Source organism: Micromonospora sp. NPDC048835 (assembly GCF_040649995.1).
Taxonomy (GTDB): Bacteria; Actinomycetota; Actinomycetes; order Mycobacteriales; family Micromonosporaceae; genus Micromonospora.
Genome location: NZ_JBEZGM010000031.1, coordinates 44,470 through 70,240 on the forward strand (window position 1 = coordinate 44,470; position 25,771 = coordinate 70,240).

Here is a 25,771-nt window from a genome sequence, read left to right on the forward strand (position 1 = left end):
GCGACGCGTGGGCCGCGGATGACAGTCGACCTGTCGGAGATGGTGAGCGCCGCGCAGGCCGGCGACGAGGAGGCGTTCCGCTTCCTCTACCGCAGCCTCCAACCCGGGCTGCTGCGGTACCTCACCGCCCTCGTCGGGGCCGACGCCGAGGACGTGGCCTCCGAGACCTGGCTCCAGATCTCCCGTGACCTGCCCGGCTTCACCGGGGGCGAGTTCCGGGCCTGGACGGTCACCATCGCCCGCAACCGCGCCATGGACCACCTGCGCCGGATGCGTCGCCGTCCCTCGCTCCCGGTCCCGGTGCAGGCGCTCGTCGAGTTGCCCAGCGACGCGGACACCGCCGAGCGCGCCAGCGAGACGATCGGCACCGAGACCGCCCTCGCGCTGATCGCCACCCTGCCGCCCCGGGAAGCCGAGGCGGTCCTGCTGCGGGCCGTGATCGGGCTGGACGCGGGGTCCGCCGGCCGGGTGCTGGGCCGCCGCGCCGGCGCCGTGCGGACCGCCGCGCACCGCGGTCTCCGCCGGCTCGCGGTCCTGTTGGAGCGGCAGAGCCCGGCCGGGCCGCCGGTCGGGGTCGAGGGGGTGCCTCCGCAGCGTACGGGCGGCGGCCCCACCCTGCGGGCACCGCACGTCGAACCGGCGGACGGCTGACGTGAGGGGACTCCCGATGAACCCGTTCCGGCGGGCCGACCATACCGACACCGAGCGGCTGCTCGACTCGGCCCGCACCCGGGCGGAGGCCACGCCGGATCGGGACGCCTCCTCCCCGCCCGGACCACCACAGGGGCACCCGGACGTACCCCCGGCCGAGCCGGTGGTCGCGTTGCTCGCCGCGGCGGCCGGCCCCGCCCGTGCGGGTGAGTTGGCCGGCGAGGAGGCCGCGCTGGCCGCGTTCCGGGCCGCCCGGGCCGACCCGTCGCCAGCCGTGCCGCAGCGGTCGGGTCGTCGCCGGGTGACCACCGGCGCGGTCGCCTGGATCGCCGCGGTGGCAGCCACCGCCACCGCGGGGGCCGCCTTCGCCGCGGTCACCCGGGACCGCGAGCCGGACCCGGTCACACCGGCGCCGTCGCGCACCTCACCCTCGCCGCACCTCGGTGCCTCCCGGTCGGTCCAGCCCAGCCACCCGACGGCGCCCGGCGTCCCGCCGGTCGGCACGCCGTCGCCCGTCACCGGCACACCACCGGCCAGCCCTCCGGTCGGCCACCTGCACGGACTGTGCCGCGCGTGGCGGGCCAAGAAACCCGATCAGCGGGAGAAGGCGCTACGCACGCCGGGCTTCCAGAAGCTGGTGACCGCCGCCGGCGGCCCCACCCAGGTCGAGGCGTACTGCCAGCGGCTGGTGCCCGAGACCGAGCCGCCCGAGCCGACCAAGGTCACGCCGTCGGAGTCGGCGAAGAGTAAGCCCTCCCCGTCGGCGAAGGCCCCGCCGTCACCGCCGCGCCCGGGCCACCGCGCCAACGGCTGAGCGGTCCCGGCTCGAGCGGTTTGGTTCGGGCCTGCATCGGAAATTCGTCTGTTAGACAGAGGTTGGTGGCGCCGTGCTCGCCCCCGATGGTGTCGGTGGGTGGGTTTACGGTGGCACAGTGTGCCGAACCCGGCGCATGGAGAGGGGGCTCGACCCTTGGTGACGTCACCCGACCTGGACCGCAGCGCCATTCTGCGCGAGTCCGCAGCCGCAGTCCGGCACCTGGCCCGGATCTGCTTCAAGACCGGCCCACCCACCCACACCGGCGTCGAACTGGAATGGACCGTGCACGACGCCGCCGATCCCGCCCGCCCCGTCGACACGACGCGCCTGCGAGCGGCGCTGGGGCGGCACAGCCCCGCAACGCTTGATGCCACCAGCCCGGCCGAGCGGCTGCGACACGGCGGCATGGTCACCCTGGAGCCGGGTGGCCAGGTGGAGATCTCCACCCCGCCCCGCCCCTCGGTCGGCGCGTTGATCCGCGCCACCGACGTCGACATCGCCCAGGTCATCGACCTGCTGGCCACCGCCGGGCTGGTCCTCGGCCCCAGCGGCATCGACCCCCACCGACGGCCCCGCCCGGTGGTGGAGACTCCTCGCTACCGAGCGATGTGTGGGGCCTTCGACCGTCGTGGCCCGGCCGGCCGCACGATGATGTACAGCACCGCCGGCCTGCAGGTCTGCCTCGACGCCGGTGAGCCGGACCAGGTCGCTGACCGCTGGGCCGCGGCGCACGCGGTCGGGCCCCCGCTGCTGGCCGCCTTCGCGAACGCCGCACGACACGCCGGGCGGAGCACCGGGTGGGCCTCCGCCCGGATGGCCGCCTGGCTGGCCATCGACCCGACCCGGACCCGCCCGGTCTGGTCGCCGACCCGCGCCGGGGACGATCCGACCGACGCCTGGGTCAGCTACGTGCTCGCCGCGCCGCTGCTCTGTCTGCGCCGGCACCACGGCGACTGGGCGGCGCCGCCCGGCGTGACCTTCGCGGACTGGCTCGCCGGGGCTCTGCCAGAACCACCCACCACCGACGACCTCGACTACCACGTCAGCACCCTCTTTCCGCCGGTGCGGCCGCGCGGCTACCTGGAGCTGCGCTACCTCGACGCCCAACCCGGGCGAGACTGGCGGCTGCCGCTTGCGGTGCTGACCGCCCTCTTCGGCGACCCGGGCACCGTGCGCGAGGCGTACCGGATCGCCACGCCGGTGGCGGACCGCTGGTCGGTCGCCGCCCGGCACGGCCTGGCCGACCCGGCGCTTGCCACCGCCGCGGCGGCCCTGCTCGACCTGGCCCTGACCGCCCTACCTCGACTGGAGTTGCCGGCCAGCACGCACGACGAGATCCAGCGAGGTGTCCGTCGGCGGCTGGCCGCCACAGAAAGGAGAGACCAGTGAGCGCGAGGAGTGAGCCGGGGTTGCGAGCCTCGCAGTCGCGAACGGAAGGCGGTTCAGTGAGCGCGAGGAGTGAGCCGGGGTTGCGAGCCTCGCAGTCGCGAACGGAGGGTGGGGAGCGGTTGCGCGACCGGATCGCGGTGGAGTTGGCGCGGGCCCGGGCCCGCACCACGTTGTTGACCGAGGTGGTCGACGACGACGACCTGACGCGCCAGCACTCACCGTTGATGTCGCCGCTGGTCTGGGACCTCGCCCACGTGGGCAACCAGGAGGAGCTGTGGTTGGTCCGTGACGTCGGCGGCAGGGAGCCGGTCCGCTGTGACATCGACGAGTTGTACGACGCGTTCAAGCAACCGCGTCGGGACCGCCCGACGCTGCCCCTGTTGCCGCCCGGGGAGGCGCGTGCGTACCTGGCGACGGTTCGCGACAAGGTGCACGACCTGCTGGACGCGGTGGCCTTCACCGAGCGGCCGTTGGTCGCCGAGGGGTTCGCCTTCGGCATGATCGTGCAGCACGAGCAGCAGCACGACGAGACCATGCTCGCCACCCACCAGCTACGCGCGGGGCCGGCGGTGTTGCATGCCCCAGCGCCGCCCGAGCCGTCGGTCCGGGTCGGCACGGAGGTGCTGGTGCCGGCGGGCGAGTTCATCATGGGCACCGACACCGACCCGTGGGCGTTGGACAACGAGCGTCCGGCGCACCGGGTCGACCTTCCGGCGTACGTCATCGACGCCGCCCCGGTGACAAATGGCCAGTACGCGGCGTTCATCGCCGACGGCGGCTACACCGAGCAGCGCTGGTGGAGCCCGGCCGGCTGGGACCATCGGGTTCGGGAGCAGCTCAGCGCGCCGATGCACTGGCGTCGCGACGGTGACGACTGGTCGTATCGGCGCTTCGGTCAGTGGGCGCGTGTTCGTGCCGATGAGCCGGTGGTGCACGTGTGCTGGTACGAGGCGCAGGCGTACGCGGCGTGGGCCGGCAAGCGGCTGCCGACCGAGGCGGAGTGGGAGAAGGCGGCCCGGTGGGATCCGAGCACCGGTCGGTCGCGCCGTTACCCCTGGGGGGACGACGACCCGACCGAGGCGCACGCGAACCTCGACCAGCGCCACCTGCGGCCGGCGCCGGTGGGCGCGTACCCGGGCGGCGTCTCGCCGTTGGGTGTGCACCAGCTCATCGGTGACGTCTGGGAGTGGACGTCGACCGCGTTCGGTGGGCATCCGGGGTTCGCCGCGTTCCCCTACCGCGAATACTCGGAGGTCTTCTTCGGCGACGACTACCGGGTGCTGCGCGGTGGCTCGTTCGGCACCGACCGTTCTGCCTGTCGGGGCACCTTCCGTAACTGGGACTACCCGATCCGCCGGCAGATCTTCAGCGGTTTCCGCTGTGCCCGGGACGCGCGACCGGACGAGTCGTACCGGTGAGTCGCGGCACGACCGGCGGCCCGGCGGCGGGCCGGGGGCACTGATGTGTCGCCACCTGGCCTACCTGGGGCCGCCGGTCACCCTCGCCGAGCTGTTGTTCGACCCGGCGTACTCGTTGGTGCGGCAGTCCTGGGCGCCCCGCGACATGCGCGGCGGCGGCACGATCAACGCCGACGGGTTCGGCGTCGGCTGGTACCCGGGCGAGGGCGCGCCGGTGCGGTACCGGCGGGCCCAGCCGATCTGGAGTGATCCGACCATCGCCCAGCTCGCGGCGGTGACCCGCAGCGCGGCGGTGGTGGCGGCGGTGCGCTCGGCCACGGTCGGGATGGCGGTGCTCGACGGCGCGGCGGCGCCGTTCGCCGAGGGGCGGTGGCTGTTCAGCCACAACGGGGTGGTCCGCGGCTGGCCCGACGCCGTGGTTCCGCTCGCCGCCGACCTTCCGGTGCGTGACCTGCTCACCCTGGATGCGGCGACCGACTCGGCGCTGCTCTGGGCGCTTGTCCGCCATCGGTTGCGCGCGGGCGTCGACCCGGCCGAGGCGGTCGGGCGGACGGTGGCCGACGTCGTCGCCGCCGCCCCCGGTTCGCGGCTCAACCTGCTGCTCAGCGACGGGCAGCGGGTGGTGGCGAGTGTGGTGGGGCACGCGTTGTCGGTCCGCGAGACGGCCGATTCGGTGCTGCTCGCCTCCGAGCCCCACGACGACGATCCCGGGTGGCGGTCGGTGCCGGAGGGGCACCTGGTCGTCGCCACCGCGGGCGAGGTGCGGATACGTCCACTGCCGGCCCCGGTGCGCGACGCCGGGCGGGCCGGTAACTGTTGATCGAACAGAGGAGCGAACGGATGACCGCGGAACCCCTGGAGATCTACCTCGAAGAGGGTGACCTGGAGCGCGGCCTGCGCGACGACGTCCGGGCCGGGTTGAGCGCCGGGAGCAAGTGGCTGCCGCCGAAGTGGTTCTACGACGCCCGGGGCAGTGAGTTGTTCGAGGAGATCACCCGGCTGTCCGAGTACTACCCGACCCGGGCCGAGCGGGCCGTGCTCGCCGCGCACGCTCCCGACGTCGCGGCGTTGACCGGGGCCAAGACGCTCATCGAGTTGGGCTCCGGCTCGTCGGAGAAGACCCGGCTGCTGCTGGACGCCTTCACCCGCCGGGGTGGGCTGGGCACGTTCGTTCCGCTCGACGTGTCGGTCAGTGCGCTGCGCGGCTCCACCGCCCAGATCGCCGCCGACTATCCGGGCCTGCGGGTGCGGGGCATCGTGGGGGACTTCACCCGACAACTGGACCGGCTGCCCACCGGCGGCCGACGGTTGGTGGTGTTCCTCGGCGGCACCATCGGCAACCTGTTGCCCGCCGAGCGGGCCGAGTTCCTCACGGCGATGCGCGCCGCGCTTGAAGTCGGCGACTGGCTGTTGCTCGGCACGGACCTGGTCAAGGACCCGTCGGTGATCGTGCCCGCGTACGACGACGCCGCCGGGGTGACCGCCGAGTTCAACCGCAACGTGCTGCACGTGATCAATCGCGAGTTGGGTGCCGACTTCGACCCGGACGCGTTCGCGCACGTCGCCGTCTGGGACCCCGAGCATGAGTGGATCGAGATGCGGTTGCGGGCGACCCGACCGATGAGCGTGCGGGTGCTCGGGCTGACCGTCGACTTCGCGGCGGGGGAGGAGCTGCGTACCGAGGTGTCGGCGAAGTTCCGCCGGGAGGGGATCGCTGCCGAGCTGGCCACCGCCGGCTTCGCCACGCAGGAGTTCTGGACCGACCCGGACGCGCTCTTCGGCGTCACGCTGGCGCGGGCGCGGTGAGCCTGTTCACCCGGCTCGGTCGGGCCGGGCCGTGATCCGATAGGCTGACCACGCGAAGGGGAGTAGCCCCCAATGTCGTGGTCGACATACTGGTGCGTTCCGCACCCGGCCACGCGGCCCCGGTCCTGCCGGGGCGGGCGAGACCTTCGACTCAGGCTGTTGCAGCCGGGTCGAGGGCGCCCCTGTCTCCTCCTCCCGGCGTGAACGGGAAGGACGTCATGGAGGGATTCTTCGCCGCGCTGGTCGTCAGCTTCGGCGTCATCTTCGTCGCCGAGCTGGGAGACAAGTCCCAGCTGATGGCGCTGACCTTCGCCACGCGGTTCAAACCGATCCCGGTGCTGATCGGCATCACGGTGGCCACCGCTGTGGTGCACCTGGCGTCGGTCGCCATCGGCGCGGGTCTCGGGGCGGTGCTGCCGACCGAGTGGATCTCCCTGGTGGCGGGCGTGGCGTTCCTCGGGTTCGGTGCGTGGACGCTACGTGGGGACAAGCTCACCGAGGAGGAGAAGCGCAAGGCGGAGAAGACCAACAAGACCGCCCTGGTGGCGGTGTCGGTGGCGTTCTTCCTCGCCGAGCTGGGCGACAAGACGATGCTGGCCACGATCACGCTTGCCACCAAGTACGGCTGGTTCGGCGTCTGGCTCGGCTCCACCGTCGGCATGGTGGCCGCGGACGCGTTGGCCATCCTGGTCGGTCGGATGCTCGGTCGGCGGTTGCCGGAGAAGACCATCAGGTACGGCGCCGCGATCCTCTTCGCCATCTCCGGTCTCTGGCTGATCCTGGAGGCGGTGAACGAGCTGACCTGAGCGCCGACTAGCTGCTCCGAGGCCGGGTAACGGCCCGGGGTGGACCCGGCCGAGTTGTTGCGCCAGGGCGACCAGGTGCTGGTTGCCGTGGTGGAGGTGGCCGGCGCGCTGGTGATCTTCGTGGGCGCGGTGTGGGCGGCGGTGCGGTTCGTGGTCGAGGGGCTTCGACACCGTAGCGCCGCCCATTTCACGCCGATCCGGCTCTCGCTGGGCCGCTTCCTGACCCTCGGCCTGGAGTTCCAACTGGCGGCCGACGTGTTGCGCACGGCGGTGTCCCCGTCGTTCACGCAGATCGGGCAACTGGCGGCCATCGCGACGATCCGGACGGCGTTGAACTACTTCCTGGGCCGCGAGATCCGTCAGGAGCAGCGTCAGGTGGCCGAGGGGGAGCGCCGACCGTGATGGCGGCCCTGGTCACCGCGGTCACCGCCGTGGCGCTGGTCAGCGGGGTGGTCACCACGCTGGTCACCGGGGCGCTGCGCAGCGGCGTCCGGGTGCTGCTGGACCTGCTCACCGCGGCGGGTCTGCTCCGGCTGGCCGGTGATCCGGGTTGGCACGGTCTGGCCGGGGCGGTGGCGATCATCGCCCTGCGTCAGCTGCTCGGGGCGGCACTGAGCAGGCCGGCAGCGTGGTCTGCCCGACAATCCCCGGCGCGCTGCGCCGAGGACGATCACCACCTACCGTTGGCCTCGAAGGGTGAAACGGGAAAAGCGGGAGGATGACCACATGGGCCGGCACGACGAACCGAACGAGTACGGCTTCGCCGGTGATGGCACCGCTCCGGAGCCGCCGCCCGGCGGGAAGCCCGACGAGCAGGACCGCGTCGAGGCGGTGGCGGTGCCGGGCGACGACCTGACCGGGCCGACGGCCGAGGCACTGGTCGAGGAGACCGAGGACCTGCCGCCCGCCGACCGCCACGACTGACCGGGGTCGGCGCGACGGCGGTCAGCGGGCGTCGGGGTGCTGGTAGACGTCGGGTATGCCGTCTCCGTCGGCGTCGCGCCGTTCCCGCTCCGCGATCCTCCGGTACACCGCGTTGCGGCGGGAGAGCACCGTGGCGGCCAGCCCGGCGGAGATCAGCGAGCCGAGCAGCACGGCCGCCTTGACCCGGTCGTCGGCCGTGCTGCCCGCTCCGAACGCCAGGTCGCCGATGAGCAGCGAGACGGTGAACCCGACGCCGGCCAGCAGGGCGATCCCGAGCAGGTCGGCCCAGGTGATGTCCTCGTCCAGTTCGGCGCGGGTGTACCGGGCCAGCAGGAACGTCGCGCCGAAGATGCCGATGCTCTTGCCGAACACCAGTGCGGCGACGATGGCGATCACCATCGGGTCGGTCAGCAGGGCGCCGAGGTCGGTGCCGCGCACCGTGACCCCGGCGGCGAACAGGGCGAAGATCGGCACCGCGAAGCCGGCCGACACCGGCCGCCAGCGATGCTCCAGGCGCGCGGCGAGCCCGCCCTCACCCGCGTCCGCCGTGCCCGCCCCCGCGTCGCCGGTGCCCGGTTGGTCGCCGCGCGCCTGTCGGCGGGCGAGCACCGGCACCGTGAAACCGAGCAGGACACCGGCCACCGTGGCGTGTACGCCCGAGGCGTGCACGAGGGCCCAGGCGGTGACGGCGAGGGGGATCAACGCCCACCACCAGGTACGCCCCCGCTGCACCAGCACCGCGAAGAGCCCGATCGGCAGCACCGCGGCGAGCAGCGCAAGGGGCTGGAAGTCGGCGGTGTAGAAGATCGCGATGATGGTGATCGCGAACAGGTCGTCGACCACCGCGAGGGTGAGCAGGAATGCGCGGAGCCCCTGCGGCAGGTGTGAGCTGACCACCGCCAGCACGGCGAGCGCGAAGGCGATGTCGGTGGCGGTCGGAATGGCCCAGCCTCGCAGGCCCGTCCCGCCCGTGCCGAGGACGACCGCCACGTAGATCAGTGCCGGTAGCAGCATCCCACCGAGTGCGGCCGCCACCGGCAGCGCGGCCCGGCGCGGGTCGCGGAGTTCGCCGGCGACGAACTCCCGTTTGAGTTCCAGGCCCACCACGAAGAAGAAGATCGCCAGGAGGCCGTCCGCCGCCCAGGTGGCCACGTCCAGGTCGAGGTGCCAGGGTGCGCCGCCGGGCCAGGGCACGACGCCGCCGAGCCGGGCGTACGAGTCGGACCACGGGGAGTTGGCCCAGATCAGCGCGATCACGGCGCCCGAGAGCAGCAGTGCCCCGCCGACGGTCTCGGTCCGCAGCACGTCGGCCAGGTGACGCGCCTCCGGCCAGGACGATCGGGTGAACAGTCGGGTCTTCGCGGGACGCGGCCCGGACGGTGGGGTGCGGGGGGTCATGTTCGGGCTCACCTACGGAAGTCGGGACGGCAGGGATCCACTCGCCGACCAGACTTCCCGGCACACCGTTGTCGACCCTACCCGGCGGTGCGGCGGGCGCGATCGACGGTCCGATCGGACGCCGTCCGATCGGCGTTCGACTTTTCCCCGTTGTCGCCGCAGCCGAATGGGCGTTTGTCGGGTTGGTCATGCGGGTGCACATCTCGCCTCCGGAAAATAGGTAACTCCGGACATAAGCCGTATGAACGGCTTTAATGGTTTCACGAGTTTAAAGACGACCTTGGGGGTTTTTGTGAAGTTCTTTGCCGTAACCGGACCGGCACGGGGGCGCTCCTGATGGACCTGCTCCGCCAATTGCGCCACGTGCGTCGGCACTGGTGGGTCGCGCTGGTCACGGTCATGGTGGCTCTCGGCGTGTCGGCGTTCCTGACCGTCCGGGCCCAACCTCGGTACGTCGCCTCGGTGACCTTCTTCGTCACCACCCCCAACACCGGTGTGACCGACGCCTACCAGGGTGGACTCTTCCTCCAGCAGCGCGTCAAGTCGTACGCCGACCTGCTCACCAGCGACCGGCTGGCGCAGAGCGTGGTGGCCGAGACCCCGGTCGGCCTCACCGCGGACGAGGTGCAGCGCCGGGTGAGCACCTCCACCGAGACCGGCACCGTCCTGCTGCGGGCGTCGGTCACCGACACCGACCAGACCCGCGCGTTGCGCGTGACGGAGACCCTCTCCAGCAAGTTCGTCGAACTCGTCCAGAAGGTCGAGACGACCCCCGAGGGCAAGGCGCCCATCAAGATCGAAGTGGTGAGCGGCCCGCGGGTCAGCGCCGAGCCCGTCTCGCCGCAGCCGGTCCGCAACCTCACCCTGGGTGGCCTGGTGGGACTGGTCCTCGGCATCGGTCTGGCGATCCTGCGGGGCGTCGCCGACGTCCGGCTGCGTGACTCCGCCGGTCTGCAACGCGCCACCGGCAGCCCGCTGCTCGGTGAGATCCCGTTCGAGGCCAACGCCCGCAGCGCCCCGCTGATCGTGGGCGACGCCGCGACCTCGGCGCGGGCCGAGGCGGTCCGCAAGCTGCGGACCAACCTGCGCTTCGTGGACGTGCACGAGCCGGCCCGGGTCATCGCGGTGACGAGCGCCCTGCAGGGCGAGGGCAAGACCACGCTCTCCTGCAACCTGGCCATCGCGCTTGCCGAGGCGGGCTGGCGGGTCCTGCTCGTCGACGCGGACCTGCGCCGCCCGAAGGTCGACGACTACCTGGGCCTGGACGCCGGCGTCGGCCTCACCGACGTGCTGGTCGGCGACGTGAAGGTGGGCGACGTCGTGCAGCGCTGGGGGGACAAGTCGCTGCTGGTGCTGCCCAGCGGCTCGGCCCCGCCGAACCCGAGCGAGCTGCTCGGCTCGAAGGCCATGTCGGACCTGCTGCTGGCGTTGCGCGAGTCGGCGGACATCGTCATCATCGACACCGCGCCGCTGCTCGCGGTGACCGACGGCGTGGTGGTGGCCGTGCAGGCCGACGGCGCGCTGCTGGTGACGCAGCAGGGCCGTACCTCCCGCACCCAGGTCGCCGCGGCGGCCCGGTCACTGCACTCGGTCTCCGTCCGGCTCCTCGGCTGTGTGCTGAACATGGCAAAGGTGGCCAAGGCCGAGGCGTACCAGTACGAGGCCTACCGGGTGGTCGCCTCGACGGCCGAGGCGTCGCTGCCGGCCGACCGGGCCACCTCCGGCCGGCACAGCGCGACCACCGACGGGGTCAACGGCGTCCCCGACCACACCCAGGAACTCACCCGGCTGCCCCGATGAGCGCGGCGAGGGGTCGCAGGGACCGTTCGATCTCCTCGGCGCAGCGTCGGAAGTCGGCCGCGGTGCCGCCGATCGGGTCCCGAAGGTCCTCCTCGTCCGGGGCGGCGGGTTGCAGCCGGCCACGGGCCTGGGCGGCGGCGGCGATCGCCGCCCGCAACGGGTCGTCGGCCGAGTCGGCGGGTGGCTCGGCCGCCGCGGCCAGCCGGCCGAACTGGCGCAGCGTGAACGTCCGGTGCAGCGCTCCCGGTGCCAGCGCCGTGCAGACCGAGCGCTGGCGCCGGGTCGCGGTCAGCACGAGCGTGGCCTCGACCAGATACTCGGGGCGCACCGCCCGGGTCCGGAACGCCGCCGGGTCCGCGCCGGTCTCGGTCGCGACCTCCATGGCGTACGGGTGCATGGCGAGCCCGTCGACCGTGTCGGTGCCGGCACTTGCCACCTCGACGGGTCGGTCGGCCAGCAGCCGGCGCGCAAGGTACTCAGCCATCGGCGACCGGCACAGGTTGGCGTGGCAGACGAACAACACACGATCAGCCATCGGTGCCCCTCTCGTCGGTACGGACACGGACGCGCGCACCGCGAGGGCGGTGCGTCGACGCCGGTGGCCGCGCGGGGAGGGGTTGTCGGCATCGTACGCGGGCCGCACGCGCGCCGGTCGTGGTGCCGCGCCGACCGCCGGCGATCACTGCGGAACGGGAGTGGACCGATGAAGATCGGCATCCTGTCGTACCACTTTCCGCCCGAGCCGGCGTTCATCCCCGGGAGCCTCGCCGAGGAGTTGGCCGCGCGCGGACACGAGGTACGGGTCCTCACCGGCTTTCCGGACTACCCCGGCGGGCACGTCTATCCCGGCTGGCGACAGCGGTGGCACCACGAGACGCACAGCCAACGGCTCAGCGTCCGACGGGTGCCCCGGTATCCCGGCGGCGCCCCCTCCATCGGCGGCCGGATGGCCAGCTACCTCTCCTTCGCCGGCAGCGCGGGGCTGGTCGCCCGCCGGTTCCTCGGCGACGTGGACGCGCTCTACGTCTTCCAACTGCCGGCGACGACGTTCGCCGCCGCCGGGGTGCTCCGGCTGCTCGGGCGGGTGCCGGCGGTGCTGCACGTGCAGGACGTGTGGGCGCGCGACGGTGCGGACGAGGAGGGCGAGGGGCGCTGGGCGGCGCGGATGGGTCGCACGATGACCCGCATCTACCGGGCCGCGGCGCGAATCGCGGTCGCCGCGCCGTCGATGCGGGATCTGGTGGTCGCTGCCGGCGCCGACCCGGCGCGGGTGGCAACGGTGCTGAACTGGACCGACGAGCGGATCTTCCACCCGGCGACGCCGGGCGCGGCGGCCCGTCAACTGGTTCGTCGGGATGGCCGGTGCGTGGTGATGCACGCCGGGACCATCGGGGCGCGGCAAGGGCTGGAGACCGCTGTCCGGGCGGCGGCGGCGCTGGACCGGACGATGGATCTGGTCCTGGTGGGTTCGGGGGCGGCAGAGCGGCGGGTGCGGGGGCTCGCCGCCGAGCTGGGTGCGGAGAACGTCCGCTTCCTGGAGCGGCGTTCACCCGTGGACATGCCCGAGCTGTACGCCGCCGCCGACTACCAGTTGGTCATGTCGCGCGATCTTCCGGAGCTGCGCGGCACGGTGCCCGGCAAGCTCCAGGCCGCGCTCTCCTGCGCCGCGCCGGTGATCGCTTCGACCGGTGGGGACACGGCCGAGCTGGTGGAACGGGTTCGGGCTGGGCTGTCCTGCCCACCCGAGGACTGGGCGGCGCTCGCCGACCGGTTCTGGTTGGCCGCCACCATTCCGCCGCCGACCCGCGTCGAGATGGGCCGCCGGGGACGGGCCGCGTACCTCCGGGAGATGTCGCTGCCCGCCGGCGTGGACCAGATCGAACGGCTGTTGCACGAGGCGGTCGGGCGGGTCGCGCAGCCGGCCACGGAACCACGAGGGAAATTCGCTTAAAGGGCGTCAAGCGCGATAACGGTACGAAGTTCTCAGAGACGTGCTAAGAACGTCAGGAATCGACGTTCTGTCCGGTTCCGCGAGCGGGAGTGTGGTGTGACGGTGAGTGAACGACCGATCCGGCGGCGGAGCCGGTCGCGGCGTCGTCGGCGTGCCCGACTGCGACGGGCCCTCCTGGGCGCCCTGGTGGTCGGCTCGCTGCTGCTGGCGACCGGTGGATGGATCGGCTTCCGCGGCTGGCAGGCGCGCACTCACCTGCTCAACGCCGCCGGCCTGGCCCGCGAGTTGAGCGCCCAGGTCGTCGGCGGCGACACCGACCGTGCCCTGCGCACGCTCGCCGCCCTGCAGGAGCAGGCGGGTGCCGCCCGGGCCGCGACGGCCGACCCGAGTTGGCAACTCGGGCGGCGTACGCCGATCGCCGGCGACGACCTCGACGCGGTCGCGCAGATCGCCGTCGCCATCGACGAACTGGCCCGGCAGGCGTTTCCCACCCTGCTCCGGGCGGACCTGACCAGCCTGGTGCCGACCGGCGGCCGGGTGGACCTGGCCAAACTCACCGCCGTCTCCACGCAGTTGACCGAGGTGCACGAGTCGGTGCAGCGGACGCGCCGCAACCTGGCGGCGGTGCCGGCCGACAGCCTGGTCAGCCAGGTCCGGCAGGCGCTCGGTGACCTGCGCGACGAGATCGACCGGCTGGCCGGCCTCACCACTGCGGCCGACCAGGGAGCCCGCCTGCTCCCGCCGCTGCTCGGCGCGAACGGCCCACGCCGCTACCTGCTCGTCTCGCAGAACCTCGCCGAACTGCGCGCCACCGGCGGCATGTTCGGCGCGTACGCGATGATCGAGGCCGAGGACGGCCGGGTGAAGATGGGCAAGCAGGGCAGCACCGCCTCGCTCGGCCGGTTCGTCCCGGCGATCAAGGTGCCGGCAGAGACCCAGGCCATCTGGACGGACCTGCCCGGCATCTACCCCGCCGACGTCAACCTGTCGCCGCACTTCCCGACCGCCGCGACGCTGTATCGCGAGATGTTCCGGCGTAAGACCGGCACCACCGTCGACGGCGTGCTCGCCGTCGACCCGGTGGTGCTGTCCTACCTGCTCAAGGCGACGGGTCCGGTGCTGGTGCCCGGTGGGGTTCCGCTCGCCAGCGAGAAGGTCGTGCAGACCCTGCTCAATGACAGCTACCTGCGCCTCGACGTCAAACAGCAGGACGACTTCTTCGCGGCGGCGGCGGCTTCGGTCTTCGACACCTTCTTCAAGAAGAATGTCAACCCGCGGGTGTTGTTGTCCGCATTTGACCGTGCTATCACTGAACGCCGGATATTGTTCTGGAGTGCCCGACCTGAGGAACAGCGGACGTTCGGCGAGAGCCGGATGGCCGGGACGCTTCCGGAACAGGACACCGTGCCGACTGTCGGCGTGTTCCTCAACGACGGCAGCGGCGCGAAGCTCGGCTACTACCTGAAGCCGACGGCGAACCTGACGGTCGGCGAATGCCGGTCGGACGGTCGCCGTGAGCTCCGGCTGAGGGTGACCCTGCGCTCGACGGCGCCGAAGTCCGGACTCACCGAGTCCGTGCTCGGCCTCGGTCTGGCTGGCGATCCGTACACCGCCCGCACGTTGGTGTCGATCTTCAGCCCGGCTGGTGGAGCGGTGCTGGAGGCCCGACTGGACGGTGCTGAGACGGCGCTCGGCAGCGGCACCGAACGCCGCCGTCAGGTGGCGACGGCAAGCGTCGACGTCAGCCCCGGCGCTGAGAGGGCGCTGGAGGTCACCGTGCTCACCGCAAAGACCGGCGTCGGGCAGGCCGAACTGTGGCTGACCCCCACCGCCAGCCCATGGACCACCCAAGTTCATTCCGCACCAAGCTGTGAACAGTAGGAGGGAACCAATCATGCGGCTATCCCGCATCATCATGGCGCTCACGGTCGGCCTGGCCGTTGTCGCCGTGCCGACGGCAGCGGGGGCGGCGCCGCAGCCGCAGCCGACGCCCAGCGCGACCACCGACCCGCCGCAACCGCCGCCGTACCCGCCGACCACCGCGTCGCTGACCGTCAACCGACCGACGATCTACCTCGGCGAGACGGTCGTGCTGACCGGCACCAACTTCGGCCCGAACGAGACCGTCGACATCAACGTGACGGTCACGCCGCTGGCCGCTCCGGCCGCCGGTCCGGCTCCGGCTCGCCGCAGCGACGGCAGCACCGTGGCCATGGCTCCGGTGGCCTACCAGGCGAGCGCGCCCCTGCACTTCACGGCGTACACCAACGGCCAGGGCCGCTTCACCAAGAACTACAAGCCGTCGGTGACGGGTCTGCTGACCTTCACCGCCACGGGCCGGGAGTCCGGTCGTACCGCCAGCACCGAACTGCGCGTGCTGCACAAGAAGCAGCCGCTGCCCGTCACGGGTGACAGCATCGGCACGCCCATGAAGCTCGGCGGCGGCCTGGTCGGCGCCGGAGCGATCATGCTGCTGCTGACCCTGGCCTGGCGTCGCCGCCAGCGCTTCGGTGGCGCGGCACACTGATCCACCACCGGGCCAATGCCCGGATCGCACGAAAGCTGGCGCCCGTCGGACCACTCCGACGGGCGCCAGCCCGTCCAGATCAATACCGCCTTCCAGGGCGCGCTGGTTCTGGGAGCTTTGTCCGGTCAGCCCCCGGTCGGTTCCGTCGGCCTCGGTCGGCCTCGGTCGGCCTCGGTCGGCCTCGGTCGGCCCGGTCGGCCTCGGTCGGCCCGGTCGGCCAGTCAGCTCCCGGTTGGTCCGGTTCGCGCCGGCCGGCCCTTAGTCAATTTGGCCATGACCAACTCGGGTTGCAGGAAACCGGGGTGTCCCGACATCCGGGATGTCCCGATTTCCGTGAACCCGAGTGGATCACGTGGTGCGGACCGGATTCGACGCCCTCCCGTGCCACGCTGGCTGCGCATTTCAGCCAGATATGGGTGTTTTGGGTGGCGGCCGGGTGCACTGGTGGGCCGGAATCATGGCCGGGCCGGGGTCGTTACACACCCTGACGATCGCAGCACCACCGACCGGTCGCCCCGCCTTTTCCGGGGGCTGGTCGCGGGTGGGAATGGCGGCCTCCGCCCGGTCGTTGCAGTCCCCACGACCGCAGGTACCGCCGCGATGTGGCTGCCGGATGGTTGGGTCGCCCCTGGAATGGCCTCGGCCCCCGGTTCGTTTCACCTCCCACGGGCGACCGCAGGTACCGCCGCGATGTGGGTGCCGAACGGATAGGGCCACCCCCGGAATGACCCCGGCCCGCCGGTCGTTACACAGGGACCCGGCGCCACGAGCCCTGCGCCCGTGAGGTCGCCGACCCGACGCCCCGGCAGGGCGTCACCCCCTCAGACTTTCCCCCTTGTGTACGTGCAGCGCCGGACGAGGTGCTCACACCCGCGGCAGCGTGTGCGGGTGTTCTTACCCCCGAAGGAGCTACCCCCATGAACACGATCTTCCGTAAGAGCATGCTGTCCGTTGCTGGTCTCGCGTTCGCCGGTGGTGTCTTCGCCGGCCCGATCGCCGCCCACGCCGCCACCCCCACCGAGGGCAAGCCCGTCGCCGCGGCGATGAGCGTGCACACGGCCGCGCCGAAGCCGCAGGGCGATCAGTCGCACATCACCCTCAACGGTGAGCAGACCGCCAACGTCAAGGCGATCATCGCCGCCACGAAGAAGGCCGGCCTCCCCGAGCGGGCCGCGGTGATCTCCATCGCGACGTCGCTGCAGGAGTCGAAGTTGGAGAACCTGGGTCACCTGGGTGACGCCAACGACCACGACTCGCTGGGCCTGTTCCAGCAGCGCCCGACCAGCGGTTGGGGTACCCCGGAGCAGATCACCAACCCTGAGTACTCGACGACGGCGTTCCTCAAGGGCCTCAAGCAGGTCGACGGGTGGCAGGACATGCCCCTGACCGAGGCGGCGCAGACCGTGCAGGTCTCGGCCTACCCGGACGCCTACGCCCAGTGGGAGCAGCAGGCCACCGACCTCGTCACCCAGCACTGGAACAGCTGACCTGCACCACCGCACAGCACCACCGCACGACATAACCACGGCACGGCATAACCACCGCACGGCAAGGCGACACCACCGCGCCAGGCTAAGACGCAAGAGCCCGCTGGCCGGCACCCCCAACCCGGGGTGCCGGCCAGCGGCGTACCCCGGTCAGGTCTTGTGGTTGTGGCTGCGCCAGATGTCGATCAGCGCGGCGACCAACGCGAGCGCGATGATGCCGGTGGCCAGCATGAGGGACTTCTCGAAGGCGTCGGTCCAGTCACCGCGGCTGTCGGCAAGGGTCGAGAAGAAGAGCGAGCCGACGGCGGCGATGCCGGCGGCGGCGCCGATCCGCTGGCCGGTCTGGAGCATGCCCGCGCCGCTGCCCGCCTGGCCTACCGGCACCTCGGCGAGTGTGATCGTCTGGTTGGGGGCGATCACCAGCCCACTTCCGATGCCGGCGACGAGCAACGGACCGGCGGTGATCCAGGGTGCCGGGGCGTCCGGCGCGAGGCGCAACGCGATCACTGTCGCGGCCAGTCCGACGACGACGGTGAGCAGGCCGATGGCGACAAGTGGTCGGCCGAAGCGGTTGACGACGCGTCCACCGAGCACGGAGGCGGCCGCCGAGCCCAGGGCGAAGGGGGTGATGGCCAGGCCGGCGACGAGCGCGCTGTAGCCGAGGCCCATCTGCAGGAACAGGGTGAAGATGAAGAAGATCGCGGTGAAGCCGCCGAAGTAGACGAGCGCCAGGATCGAACCCAGGGTGTACGACTGGAGGCTGAAGAGTCGAAGGTCGAACAGGGGTTGGTGCTGGCGGGCGTAGTGGCGCTCCCAGAGTCCGAAGGCGACAAGCACCGCCAGGCCGGCCGGGATGAGCGCCCACTTCCAGGGGGTCCGCCACTGCTGCTCCTGCACCAGTGGCAGCAGGAGCAGGACCACGCCGATGCCGAGCAGCAGGACGCCGACGGGGTCGAGTCGACGCCAGCCGGGTTGACCACTGGGGCGCCCGGGCAGCAGTCGCCAGCCGAGGATCACCGCGAGGACGCCGACCGGGACGTTGACGAAGAAGACCCAGCGCCAGCCGTGTTCCTCGCCGCCGATGGCGATGAGCAGCCCGCCGAGCAGTGGTCCGACGGCGGTGGAGATACCGATGGTGGCGCCGAGCAGCCCGAACGGGCGGGCGCGTTCGGGCCCGCGGAACAGTTCCTGGATCAGCCCGATGACCTGCGGGTTGACGATGCCGGCGGCGGCGCCCTGCAGGAGTCGGGCGACGACCAGCCAGGTCGGGGAGGTGGCCAGGCCGGCGAGCGCACTGGTGATGGTGAACAGCGCGATGCCGAAGACGAACGCGTTGCGCCGGCCTCGGGCGTCGCCGAAGCGGCCGGCCGGGACCAGTGCCAGGCCGAAGGTGAGGGCGTACCCGGAGAGGACCCACTGCAGGTCGCTCGAGGACGCGTGCAGCGCCCGGTCGATGGAGGGCACGGCGACGTTGACGATGCTCACGTCGAGCAGCGTCATGAACGCGGCGACGAGTCCGACGCCGATCGCCTGCCAGCGTCGTCGGTTCTCGGCCGGGGTCACCGTCGTGGCCTCGCTCATCGTGCCCCCCGTCGACGGTCGGTCCCGCATGGGTGACCGCTACCCAGGTCGTCGGGGGGCGAACCGCTCCGGCTGGTTGCGCAGGTCACGCCATCTGGCGGGCGCAGAACCGTGGACCGAAGTCGAGGCCGGCCATCGGTGAGTCCTCACGGTGCAGCAGGCCCTTCTCGGTGAGCAGGTGCAGGGGGCTGCCCACCTGCTCCGCGGTCAGCCCGGATTCCTCGGCGATCAGGTCCGGGTAGGGCACCTGCCCGCGTGCCTCGAGGGTGGTGACCGCCTGGTACACCCGTTGCTCGGCCTCCGACAGTTGCACCTGCTGCATGGTTCCTCCTCTGCTCGTCCGCCACCGCGGTGGCGGTTGCCGTGCGCCGGTTACCCCCTCGGTGCCCGAAGATGCGCACCCGATCGAGGGTCGCGACGACGGGCGGGTCCGGCTGCCGCGGCGGGGCGGTGCCCTAGGCTGCTTTCGTGATCATGTGGGATCTCGTCGTCGTCGGTGCTGGCCCCGCGGGGCTGTCCGCGGCGCATGCCGCTGCCCGTGCGGGCCTCTCCACCCTCGTCGTCGAGCGCGCCGTGCACCCCCGGTACAAGACCTGCGGGGGTGGGCTGATCGGCACCTCCCTGGCCGCCGTTCAGGACCGGATCGAGGTGCCCGCCCACGACCGGGTGGACCGGGTGACCTTCACCCGCGACGGTCGTCGGGAGTTCACCCGCCGCAACGACAGCCCGGTGGTGACAATGGTGCGCCGTGAGGAGTTCGACGACCGGCTGCGCGCCGCGGCGGTCGCCGCCGGTGCGCAGCTGCGGGAGCGGGTCGCGGTCCGCGCGATCGAGCAGGACCCGGAGGGGGTACGCCTGCGGCTGGCCGACGGTACGACGATCGCGGCTCGTGCGGTTGTCGGGGCGGACGGCTCGTCGGGGGTGACCGCCAGGCATGTCGGGGTTCGGCACCGGCAGGTGGATCTGGGTCTGGAGTTGGAGATCCCGGTCCCGCTGGCCGAGCAGGAGCGGTGGCGGGGTCGGCTGCTGCTGGACTGGGGTGCCATGCCGGGCTCGTACGCGTGGGTGTTCCCGAAGGGGGACCGGCTTACCGTCGGGGTGATCGCCGGCCGTGGCGCGGGGGAGGGCACCCGCGACTATCTGCGGCGGTTCGTCGACAGGTTGGGTCTGACCGGGTTGCCGGCGGAGCACGACTCCGGTCATTTGACCCGCTGTCGCACCGAGGACTCGCCGTTGCGCAACGGTCGGGTGCTGGTGGCGGGGGACGCGGCGGGGCTGTTGGAGCCGTGGAGCCGGGAGGGCATCAGCTTCGCGTTGCGCTCCGGCGAGTTGGCCGGTGCGGCGGTCGCGGACGGTGATCTGGCCGGGTACGAGCGGGCGGTGGCCGAGCGTCTGCTGCCGGAGATGCGGGCGGGGTTCCGGCTGTTGGACGTGTTCACCCGCCGGCCGGACGTGTTCCACGCCCTGTTGGCGACGCCTCCGGGCTGGCGGATGTTCGTGCAGTTCTGCCAGGGGCGGGCGAGCTTCGACGAGATGCTGCGCCGCCGCCCGATCCGGGCCGCCCTCGCGGTGCTCGATCGGTTGCCCCACCCGTCGCGCCAGACCAACACTGGTCAACCAGGATCCTAGGATGCCTTACAGGGTGTGCTTGTGGCTACTGGCGGCGAACAACCCCGCCGTCGGACAATCGCGGCAGAGCAGCAGAGGAGGCGCTGATGGACGAGCAGCCGTTCACCGACGACGAGTACGCGTTTCTGCGCCACGCGCGGTTCGGGGAGTTGCCGCCCGCTGTCCGTCCCGACGAGCGGGTGGCCCTGACCGAGACCGATCCGGGGCGGGACCGGCCGGAGGAGTCCGACGACCCGATCCGCTGGAACGTGCAGGGCTGAGAACGCGCGACGGGCCGCGGGTGTCGCCACCCACGGCCCGTCTGCTGCGTGCGATCCCGGTGCCCTGCCCGGGGGCAGGGCGACAGCGATCAGAAGACCGGCACGCCCTCGCGGACGAGACGCCAGTTCGGCGTGAAGAAGTCGGCCGGGTCGATCGTGCCCCGGGCCTGTGCCCAGTCGATGAGCAGTTGGCGGATCTCCTGCTGCGCGTTGTAGACCTGGGTCTTCACGATGCCGGGGAAGTTGCCTCCGCCGCTGCGCCGGTAGTTGTTCACCGCCACCACGAACTGGGCGTTGTCGGCCACCGGCGTGTCGGTGCCGGCCAGCACCAGGCGGGTGATCCGCTGCCCGACCGGCTTGGAGATGTCGATGTCGTAGTCCAGGCCGGAGAAGACGTCGTAGTTGTAGTCCGGCACGGCCGGGTCACTGATCTGCTCCGGGTCGACCGGGGCGCCCGGCGCGAGGGTGCGGAAGAACTTCGCCGAGTACTCCAGGTACGCGCGTACCTCGGCCCCGCTGAGCACGACCGCCTCGAGGGTGTTGTCGTACACGTACAGGCCGGCCACGTCGCGGATCTTGACGTCGCCGGCGGGGAAGACGGCGGTACGACTGAACGGCGCCGCGATCGACAGCACCGGCAGGTCCGCGTACGCGGTGCCGGCGAGCGCCGCGCCGACCACCTCGGTCTGCACGTGGTTGATGAAGTCCAGGATCGGGGTGTCCCTGTACCGGGACTCGGCCGCCGACAGCTCCACCGTCGACTGCGCGACCACCTGGTTGACGTACGCGATGGTCTTCTGGTGTTGGGCCCGCACGGCGGCGAGCACCTTCGGGTCCTCGACCACCGTGTTGGTGTTCAGCATGGTGGCGGCCTTCTTGGTGATCGTCCACCGGCCCCGCTCGCGGGCGAGGGTGAAGTCCATCCGGGTGAGCCGCTGGCCCCACTTCGACGGCTCGGAGAGCAGCACCTGGGTGCCGGTCCGCTCGTTGGTGACGAACCGCTCGACCACCTCGTTGTGCGCGTGACCGAAGAGGATCGCGTCGATCCCCGGCACCTGCTGGGCGATCAACGCCACCGGGTTCTCGTTCGGCAGCTCCGGGCCGTAGCTGGAGGTGCCGCTGTCACCGCCGTGGGCGGAGATCAGCACGAGGTCCGCGCCGCGGGCCCGCATGATCGGCACCCACTTCGCGGCGGTCGCGATCATGTCGTCGAAGCGCAGCCTGCCCTCGACGTTGCCCTTGTCCCAGATGGCCACGCCGGGGTTGGTCAGGCCCAGGATGCCGACCCGCAGGGTCGGTGCGGCGAGACCGAGGGAGACCTTCTTGATGACGTACGGCAGGAACGCCGGCTTGCCGGTCTTCGCGTTGACGGCGTTCGCGGCGAGCGCCGGGAACCCGAGCTGGCGGATCCACAGGTCCAGCAGCGGCAGACCGTAGTTGAACTCGTGGTTGCCCAGGGTCACCGCGTCGTAGTCGATGACGTTCATCGCCCGTGCCATCGGGTGCTTCTCCCCGGTGGCGGTGATCGGCTCCTGCTTGGCGTAGTAGGTCGCGAGCGGCGTGCCCTGGATCGTGTCGCCGGCGTCGAGCACCAGCGTCGCCTTGCCGCGCCGCTCCCGGCGGATCTGGTTGATCAGGGTCGCCAGCTTCGCGACGCCGATGTCGTTCTGCTTGCTGTCGTCGTACTCGGCGTCGCGGTAGTAGTCCCAGTTGTAGACGTTGCCGTGCGTGTCCGACGTACCCAGCAGGGTGAGATCCCAGGTGCGCGGCTGGGGCCTGCCGGCCGCCTGCGCGGGCGCGGCGGCGATCAGCGGGGTCGTCGCCGCGGCCGCCGCGGCGACGAGCACCTGTCGGCGCGACGGGCCGGATCCAGAGGTCATGACGTGCCTTTCCTTGGGGGTGGACGCGCCTCGTGAGCGCCTTGCGCACCATAACCAGCACCCGGCACTTCCGCCACGCCAGCCCCGCGCGCTACAGCGGTTTCCGCTGGCCGACCCGGGGTAGGGCGGTCGGGGACGAGACTTTCGCGGGAGAGCCCCCGCCTCCCACGCGACGCGAGGAGACATCGGTGAGCGAGGACCAGCACACCCGGCAGGACCCGACCAACCAGTACGGGGGGGGCAGTCCGGTCAACCCCGCCAGCAGCAGTCGGCGCCCGGCTCGACCGGGGAGATGACCCCGAGGCCGGACCACGGGGAGGAGTCGTACCGGGGCAGTGGCAAGCTCGACGGCAAGCGGGCGCTGATCACCGGCGGTGACTCGGGGATTGGCCGGGCGGTCGCGATCGCCTTCGCTCGGGAGGGCGCGGACGTGCTCATCTCCTACCTCAGCGAGGAGGAGGACGCCGACGCCCGGGAGACCATCAGACTGATCGAGGCCGCCGGCCGGCGGGGCGTCGCGGTACGCGGTGACATCACCGACGAGGCGCACTGCCAGGAACTCGTCGACCGGGCGGTACGCGACCTCGGCGGGCTCGACATCCTGGTCAACAACGCGGCGTACCAGATGTCGCAGGACAAGGGGATCCTCGGGATCAGCACCGAGCAGTTCGACCGGGTGTTCAAGACCAACCTGTACGCGATGTTCTGGCTCTGCAAGGCCGCCATCCCGCACCTGGCCGAGGGGGCGGCGATCATCAACACGTCGTCGATCCAGGCGTTCGACCCGTCGCCGCAGCTGCTCGACTACGCCACCACGAAGGCGGGGATCGCCAACTTCACCAAGGCCCTCGCCGTCGACCTCGCCGAGCAGGGCATCCGGGTCAACGCCGTGGCACCAGGCCCGGTGTGGACGCCGCTGATCCCGGCCACCATGCCGAAGGAAAAGGTGGAGCAGTTCGGCACCGACACCCCGGAGGGTCGGCCCGGTCAACCGGCTGAGCTGGCTCCCGCGTACGTCTTCTTCGCCTCGCAGGAGTCCAGCTACGTGACCGGTGAGATCCTGGGCGTCACCGGCGGCCGACTGACCAAATGATCGTCGTCGGGTGGGCATTCGGACGGGTGCCCATACGACGCCCTGCCGTCGTTGGCGTGCCTGGGTGATCAGCGTGGCCAGGCGGCGAAGCGTTGCCGGACTCGGGCGACGTCGGCTGCGCCCAGGCCGTACCTGCCGAAGCGCTTGTCAGACAGCCGGTCCAGGTAACGGCCGGCGGCACGGACGTCGTCCGGGTCCAGTGCGGGGTCGACCTGCCGTGCCAGTACCAACAGCTCGGTGACGTCGTAGTGCTCGAGGGCCGCGGCCACGTCGATGAAGTCACGAGCCTCGCGCCGGTTGACCAGAGCCGCGATCTTGTTCGCCACCAGGTCACGGACGTCCATCACCGGGCCGAGGTCCATCACCACGGGGCTCTGCTGGCGGTCCAGCCGGGCGAGGCTGAGCCGGATCTGCCGTCCGTCGCGGCTCACCACGAAGTCCTTCATGTCCTGCTCGTACCCGTCGAACAACTCGGCCAGCTCACTGTCCGGGTCGGCGTCGCTGACAATGAACCCGGCCCGCTCCAGGGCCACCCGCACCCCGGCGGAGGCGGCTGCTGCCGCACCCTCCACGTCCGCGAAGAGGTCGACGTCCTCCGTCGGCCGGGTCACCAGGCCGTGCGCCGCCCACGCCACCCCACCACCCAGAACGAACCGGTACGGCCCGGCGGCGGCCAGCGCAACCCGGGCCACCTCCCGGTAGAACTCGTGCAGATGAGGCTCGATCACGCCGCGCGCAGGCCGCGGTGCCGGCTCTCCCACGCCTGGCGTACGCCCCGAGGCAGGTTGAGCAGCCGCCACACCCGCCGCAGGGTGCGCCCGTTGATCAGAGCGCGCAGATCGTCGGCGCGGGTGGTCTCGCGAAGCACGTTCTCGTACAACCAGAGGAGCTGGTCGGGGTCGCCGAGGTCGAAGGTGCGCTCCGCGTTCCACATCAGTCGTACCGGCAACTCCACCACGCCTCGGGTGGGGCCGGCCAGCTCGGCGAGGGTTCTCGCCACCACGGCGGGACGACCCGGTCGGGCCAGAAGGGCCACGCCGGTCGCGGTGGGGGAGACGGCCTGCATGGTGTCAGGGTAACGCCCACCCGGGCCGGTGTCGCTCAGGACGATCACGGCACGCTGCTCCACGCACCCCCGGCAGGCCCTGGTCGGGCGGCCACGTGCCCGTTTTGCAACCTTCTGCGCGGTCGACTCACTCGTGATCGACTGGGCTTCCTTGAGAACGCGGTATCCAGCCGTCCGCGATCGTCCGGTTTCCGTGAACCCGAGTGGATCAAGCCCGTCCGGGCGGTTTGAGGGGTCACGCAGGTCGTTTTCTGCGTGATTTGCCCTTGCGTGGGTGGTGTGGGGTGGTGATCGGGTGCACTCGTGGGCCGGAATCGTGGCGGGGCTGGGGTCGTTACACACCCTGACGATCGCAGCACCACCGACCGGTCGCCCCGCCTTTTCCGGGGGCTGGTCGTCGGTGGGAATGGCAGCCCCCGCCCGGTCGTTACAGTCCCCACGACCGCAGGTACCGCCGCGATGTGGGTGCCGAACGGATAGGGCCACCCCCGGAATGACCCCGGCCCCCCGGTCGTTACACAGGGACCCGGCGCCACGAGCCCTGCGCCCGTGAGGTCGCCGACCCGACGCCCCGGCAGGGCGTCACCCCCTCAGACTTTCCCCCTTGTGTACGTGCAGCGCCGGACGAGGTGCTCACACCCGCGGCAGCGTGTGCGGGTGTCCTTACCCCCGAAGGAGCTACCCCCATGAACACGATCTTCCGTAAGAGCATGCTGTCCGTTGCTGGTCTCGCGTTCGCCGGTGGTGTCTTCGCCGGCCCGATCGCCGCCCACGCCGCCACCCCCACCGAGGGCAAGCCCGTCGCCGCGGCGATGAGCGTGCACACGGCCGCGCCGAAGCCGCAGGGCGATCAGTCGCACATCACCCTCACCGACGAGCAGACCGGCAACGTCAAGGCGATCATCGCCGCCACGAAGAAGGCCGGCCTCCCCGAGCGGGCCGCGGTGATCTCCATCGCGACGTCGCTGCAGGAGTCGAAGTTGGAGAACCTGGGTCACCTGGGTGACGCCAACGACCACGACTCGCTGGGCCTGTTCCAGCAACGCCCGACCAGCGGTTGGGGTACCCCGGAGCAGATCACCAACCCCGAGTACTCCACGACGGCGTTCCTCAAGGGCCTCAAGCAGGTCGACGGGTGGCAGGACATGCCCCTGACCCAGGCCGCGCAGACCGTGCAGGTCTCCGCCTACCCCGACGCCTACGCCCAGTGGGAGCAGCAGGCCACCGACCTCGTCACCCAGCACTGGAACAGCTGACCTGCACCACAGCACCACCGCACGACAGCGGC

Annotated in this window: 25 protein-coding genes and 1 pseudogene; 19 read left to right on the plus strand and 7 right to left on the minus strand. The window is 71.6% G+C overall.

The annotated features are described in order from the left end of the window. Positions 1-18 precede the first annotated feature (18 nt). The 10 genes from AB0C15_RS27775 to AB0C15_RS27820 all read left to right on the plus strand — a co-directional run bounded on the left by AB0C15_RS27775 (position 19) and on the right by AB0C15_RS27820 (position 7,811). Positions 19-651 carry an RNA polymerase sigma factor gene (locus tag AB0C15_RS27775; RefSeq protein WP_357356753.1) on the plus strand — a complete coding sequence of 211 codons (633 nt, stop codon included), beginning with the start codon at positions 19-21 and terminating at the stop codon, positions 649-651. Between the two features lie 16 nt (positions 652-667). Continuing rightward, entirely contained in the window at positions 668-1,465 is a 798-nt protein-coding gene (locus AB0C15_RS27780) for a hypothetical protein (RefSeq protein ID WP_357356755.1), read from the plus strand. Between the two features lie 156 nt (positions 1,466-1,621). After that, positions 1,622-2,857 (plus strand): ergothioneine biosynthesis glutamate--cysteine ligase EgtA, encoded by a 1,236-nt coding sequence (gene egtA, locus AB0C15_RS27785; RefSeq protein WP_357356757.1) that lies wholly within the window; start codon positions 1,622-1,624, stop codon positions 2,855-2,857. An 80-nt stretch (positions 2,858-2,937) separates the two neighbouring features. Further along, positions 2,938-4,275 carry an ergothioneine biosynthesis protein EgtB gene (gene egtB / locus AB0C15_RS27790; protein ID WP_357356802.1) on the plus strand — a complete coding sequence of 446 codons (1,338 nt, stop codon included), beginning with the start codon at positions 2,938-2,940 and terminating at the stop codon, positions 4,273-4,275. A gap of 43 nt (positions 4,276-4,318) precedes the next feature. Beyond that, entirely contained in the window at positions 4,319-5,095 is a 777-nt protein-coding gene (egtC, locus tag AB0C15_RS27795) for an ergothioneine biosynthesis protein EgtC (RefSeq protein ID WP_357356759.1), read from the plus strand. A 20-nt stretch (positions 5,096-5,115) separates the two neighbouring features. Continuing rightward, the gene (egtD, locus tag AB0C15_RS27800) at positions 5,116-6,081 is read left to right on the plus strand and encodes an L-histidine N(alpha)-methyltransferase (protein ID WP_357356761.1); all 966 of its coding nucleotides are present in this window, start codon (positions 5,116-5,118) and stop codon (positions 6,079-6,081) included. A 218-nt stretch (positions 6,082-6,299) separates the two neighbouring features. Next, complete coding sequence (locus tag AB0C15_RS27805) at positions 6,300-6,887, plus strand: TMEM165/GDT1 family protein (RefSeq protein WP_357356804.1); 588 nt, start codon at positions 6,300-6,302, stop codon at positions 6,885-6,887. Positions 6,888-6,926: 39 nt separating this feature from the next. Next, positions 6,927-7,289 carry a DUF1622 domain-containing protein gene (locus AB0C15_RS27810; RefSeq protein ID WP_357356763.1) on the plus strand — a complete coding sequence of 121 codons (363 nt, stop codon included), beginning with the start codon at positions 6,927-6,929 and terminating at the stop codon, positions 7,287-7,289. Then, the gene (locus AB0C15_RS27815; RefSeq protein WP_357356765.1) at positions 7,289-7,609 is read left to right on the plus strand and encodes a hypothetical protein; all 321 of its coding nucleotides are present in this window, start codon (positions 7,289-7,291) and stop codon (positions 7,607-7,609) included. The genes AB0C15_RS27810 and AB0C15_RS27815 overlap by 1 nt, the downstream gene beginning before the upstream one ends. 4 nt (positions 7,610-7,613) lie before the next feature. Beyond that, complete coding sequence (locus AB0C15_RS27820; protein WP_357356767.1) at positions 7,614-7,811, plus strand: hypothetical protein; 198 nt, start codon at positions 7,614-7,616, stop codon at positions 7,809-7,811. 21 nt (positions 7,812-7,832) lie between these two features. Here AB0C15_RS27820 and nhaA read toward each other — a convergent pair whose 3' ends face one another. After that, complete coding sequence (gene nhaA / locus AB0C15_RS27825) at positions 7,833-9,209, minus strand: Na+/H+ antiporter NhaA (protein ID WP_357356770.1); 1,377 nt, start codon at positions 9,207-9,209, stop codon at positions 7,833-7,835. Positions 9,210-9,545: 336 nt separating this feature from the next. Here nhaA and AB0C15_RS27830 point away from each other — a divergent pair, with 336 nt between their 5' ends. Further along, positions 9,546-11,009 carry a polysaccharide biosynthesis tyrosine autokinase gene (locus tag AB0C15_RS27830; RefSeq protein WP_357356772.1) on the plus strand — a complete coding sequence of 488 codons (1,464 nt, stop codon included), beginning with the start codon at positions 9,546-9,548 and terminating at the stop codon, positions 11,007-11,009. Here the strand turns inward: AB0C15_RS27830 and AB0C15_RS27835 are convergent. Next, positions 10,990-11,544 (minus strand): low molecular weight phosphatase family protein, encoded by a 555-nt coding sequence (locus AB0C15_RS27835; RefSeq protein ID WP_357356774.1) that lies wholly within the window; start codon positions 11,542-11,544, stop codon positions 10,990-10,992. The two genes, AB0C15_RS27830 and AB0C15_RS27835, sit on opposite strands and share 20 nt — an antisense overlap. A 168-nt stretch (positions 11,545-11,712) precedes the next feature. On the opposite strand from AB0C15_RS27835, the gene AB0C15_RS27840 reads away from it, so the two are divergent. From AB0C15_RS27840 to AB0C15_RS27855, 4 genes are all read left to right on the plus strand, one after another. Continuing rightward, positions 11,713-12,960, plus strand: a complete 1,248-nt coding sequence (locus AB0C15_RS27840; RefSeq protein ID WP_357356776.1) for a glycosyltransferase family 4 protein — start codon at positions 11,713-11,715, stop codon at positions 12,958-12,960. Positions 12,961-13,062: 102 nt separating this feature from the next. Beyond that, entirely contained in the window at positions 13,063-14,841 is a 1,779-nt protein-coding gene (locus tag AB0C15_RS27845; protein ID WP_357356778.1) for a DUF4012 domain-containing protein, read from the plus strand. A gap of 13 nt (positions 14,842-14,854) precedes the next feature. Beyond that, entirely contained in the window at positions 14,855-15,487 is a 633-nt protein-coding gene (locus tag AB0C15_RS27850) for a hypothetical protein (RefSeq protein WP_357356780.1), read from the plus strand. Positions 15,488-16,404: 917 nt separating this feature from the next. Then, positions 16,405-16,974, plus strand: coding sequence for a hypothetical protein (locus AB0C15_RS27855; protein ID WP_357356782.1), 570 nt, complete (start codon positions 16,405-16,407; stop codon positions 16,972-16,974). A gap of 150 nt (positions 16,975-17,124) precedes the next feature. Here the strand turns inward: AB0C15_RS27855 and AB0C15_RS27860 are convergent, their stop codons facing one another. Next, positions 17,125-18,585, minus strand: a complete 1,461-nt coding sequence (locus AB0C15_RS27860; RefSeq protein ID WP_357356784.1) for an MFS transporter — start codon at positions 18,583-18,585, stop codon at positions 17,125-17,127. Between the two features lie 55 nt (positions 18,586-18,640). Further along, positions 18,641-18,877, minus strand: a complete 237-nt coding sequence (locus tag AB0C15_RS27865; protein WP_091397890.1) for a hypothetical protein — start codon at positions 18,875-18,877, stop codon at positions 18,641-18,643. A gap of 146 nt (positions 18,878-19,023) precedes the next feature. Here AB0C15_RS27865 and AB0C15_RS27870 point away from each other — a divergent pair, with 146 nt between their 5' ends. After that, a complete protein-coding gene (locus tag AB0C15_RS27870; protein ID WP_357356786.1) occupies positions 19,024-20,184 on the plus strand; it encodes a geranylgeranyl reductase family protein in 1,161 nt (386 codons plus the stop codon). 86 nt (positions 20,185-20,270) lie between these two features. After that, on the plus strand, positions 20,271-20,444 hold the full coding sequence (locus AB0C15_RS27875) for a hypothetical protein (protein WP_357356788.1): 174 nt from the start codon (positions 20,271-20,273) through the stop codon (positions 20,442-20,444). Between the two features lie 89 nt (positions 20,445-20,533). Here AB0C15_RS27875 and AB0C15_RS27880 read toward each other — a convergent pair whose 3' ends face one another. Beyond that, entirely contained in the window at positions 20,534-22,324 is a 1,791-nt protein-coding gene (locus tag AB0C15_RS27880) for a 5'-nucleotidase C-terminal domain-containing protein (protein ID WP_357356790.1), read from the minus strand. 188 nt (positions 22,325-22,512) lie between these two features. On the opposite strand from AB0C15_RS27880, the pseudogene AB0C15_RS27885 reads away from it, so the two are divergent. Further along, a pseudogene (locus AB0C15_RS27885) lies at positions 22,513-23,417 on the plus strand (SDR family oxidoreductase). 68 nt (positions 23,418-23,485) lie between these two features. Here AB0C15_RS27885 and AB0C15_RS27890 read toward each other — a convergent pair. Both AB0C15_RS27890 and AB0C15_RS27895 read right to left on the minus strand, forming a co-directional pair. Continuing rightward, entirely contained in the window at positions 23,486-24,145 is a 660-nt protein-coding gene (locus tag AB0C15_RS27890) for a nucleotidyl transferase AbiEii/AbiGii toxin family protein (RefSeq protein WP_357356792.1), read from the minus strand. Then, positions 24,142-24,483 (minus strand): hypothetical protein, encoded by a 342-nt coding sequence (locus AB0C15_RS27895; protein WP_357356794.1) that lies wholly within the window; start codon positions 24,481-24,483, stop codon positions 24,142-24,144. Before AB0C15_RS27895 ends, AB0C15_RS27890 begins: the two co-directional genes overlap by 4 nt. Positions 24,484-25,169: 686 nt before the next feature. Between AB0C15_RS27895 and AB0C15_RS27900 the strand changes: the two genes are divergently transcribed. Further along, a complete protein-coding gene (locus AB0C15_RS27900; protein WP_357356796.1) occupies positions 25,170-25,739 on the plus strand; it encodes a hypothetical protein in 570 nt (189 codons plus the stop codon). Positions 25,740-25,771 lie beyond the last annotated feature (32 nt).

Coding starts and splice junctions, on each gene's coding strand:
- AB0C15_RS27775 (WP_357356753.1), top strand. CDS start 19: ATGACAGTCGACCTGTCGGAGATGGTGAGCGCCGCGCAGGCCGGCGAC.
- AB0C15_RS27780 (WP_357356755.1), top strand. CDS start 668: ATGAACCCGTTCCGGCGGGCCGACCATACCGACACCGAGCGGCTGCTC.
- egtC (WP_357356759.1), top strand. CDS start 4,319: ATGTGTCGCCACCTGGCCTACCTGGGGCCGCCGGTCACCCTCGCCGAG.
- egtD (WP_357356761.1), top strand. CDS start 5,116: ATGACCGCGGAACCCCTGGAGATCTACCTCGAAGAGGGTGACCTGGAG.
- AB0C15_RS27805 (WP_357356804.1), top strand. CDS start 6,300: ATGGAGGGATTCTTCGCCGCGCTGGTCGTCAGCTTCGGCGTCATCTTC.
- AB0C15_RS27815 (WP_357356765.1), top strand. CDS start 7,289: ATGGCGGCCCTGGTCACCGCGGTCACCGCCGTGGCGCTGGTCAGCGGG.
- AB0C15_RS27820 (WP_357356767.1), top strand. CDS start 7,614: ATGGGCCGGCACGACGAACCGAACGAGTACGGCTTCGCCGGTGATGGC.
- nhaA (WP_357356770.1), bottom strand. CDS start 9,209: ATGACCCCCCGCACCCCACCGTCCGGGCCGCGTCCCGCGAAGACCCGA.
- AB0C15_RS27830 (WP_357356772.1), top strand. CDS start 9,546: ATGGACCTGCTCCGCCAATTGCGCCACGTGCGTCGGCACTGGTGGGTC.
- AB0C15_RS27835 (WP_357356774.1), bottom strand. CDS start 11,544: ATGGCTGATCGTGTGTTGTTCGTCTGCCACGCCAACCTGTGCCGGTCG.
- AB0C15_RS27840 (WP_357356776.1), top strand. CDS start 11,713: ATGAAGATCGGCATCCTGTCGTACCACTTTCCGCCCGAGCCGGCGTTC.
- AB0C15_RS27850 (WP_357356780.1), top strand. CDS start 14,855: ATGCGGCTATCCCGCATCATCATGGCGCTCACGGTCGGCCTGGCCGTT.
- AB0C15_RS27855 (WP_357356782.1), top strand. CDS start 16,405: ATGAACACGATCTTCCGTAAGAGCATGCTGTCCGTTGCTGGTCTCGCG.
- AB0C15_RS27860 (WP_357356784.1), bottom strand. CDS start 18,585: ATGCGGGACCGACCGTCGACGGGGGGCACGATGAGCGAGGCCACGACG.
- AB0C15_RS27865 (WP_091397890.1), bottom strand. CDS start 18,877: ATGCAGCAGGTGCAACTGTCGGAGGCCGAGCAACGGGTGTACCAGGCG.
- AB0C15_RS27875 (WP_357356788.1), top strand. CDS start 20,271: ATGGACGAGCAGCCGTTCACCGACGACGAGTACGCGTTTCTGCGCCAC.
- AB0C15_RS27880 (WP_357356790.1), bottom strand. CDS start 22,324: ATGACCTCTGGATCCGGCCCGTCGCGCCGACAGGTGCTCGTCGCCGCG.
- AB0C15_RS27895 (WP_357356794.1), bottom strand. CDS start 24,483: ATGCAGGCCGTCTCCCCCACCGCGACCGGCGTGGCCCTTCTGGCCCGA.
- AB0C15_RS27900 (WP_357356796.1), top strand. CDS start 25,170: ATGAACACGATCTTCCGTAAGAGCATGCTGTCCGTTGCTGGTCTCGCG.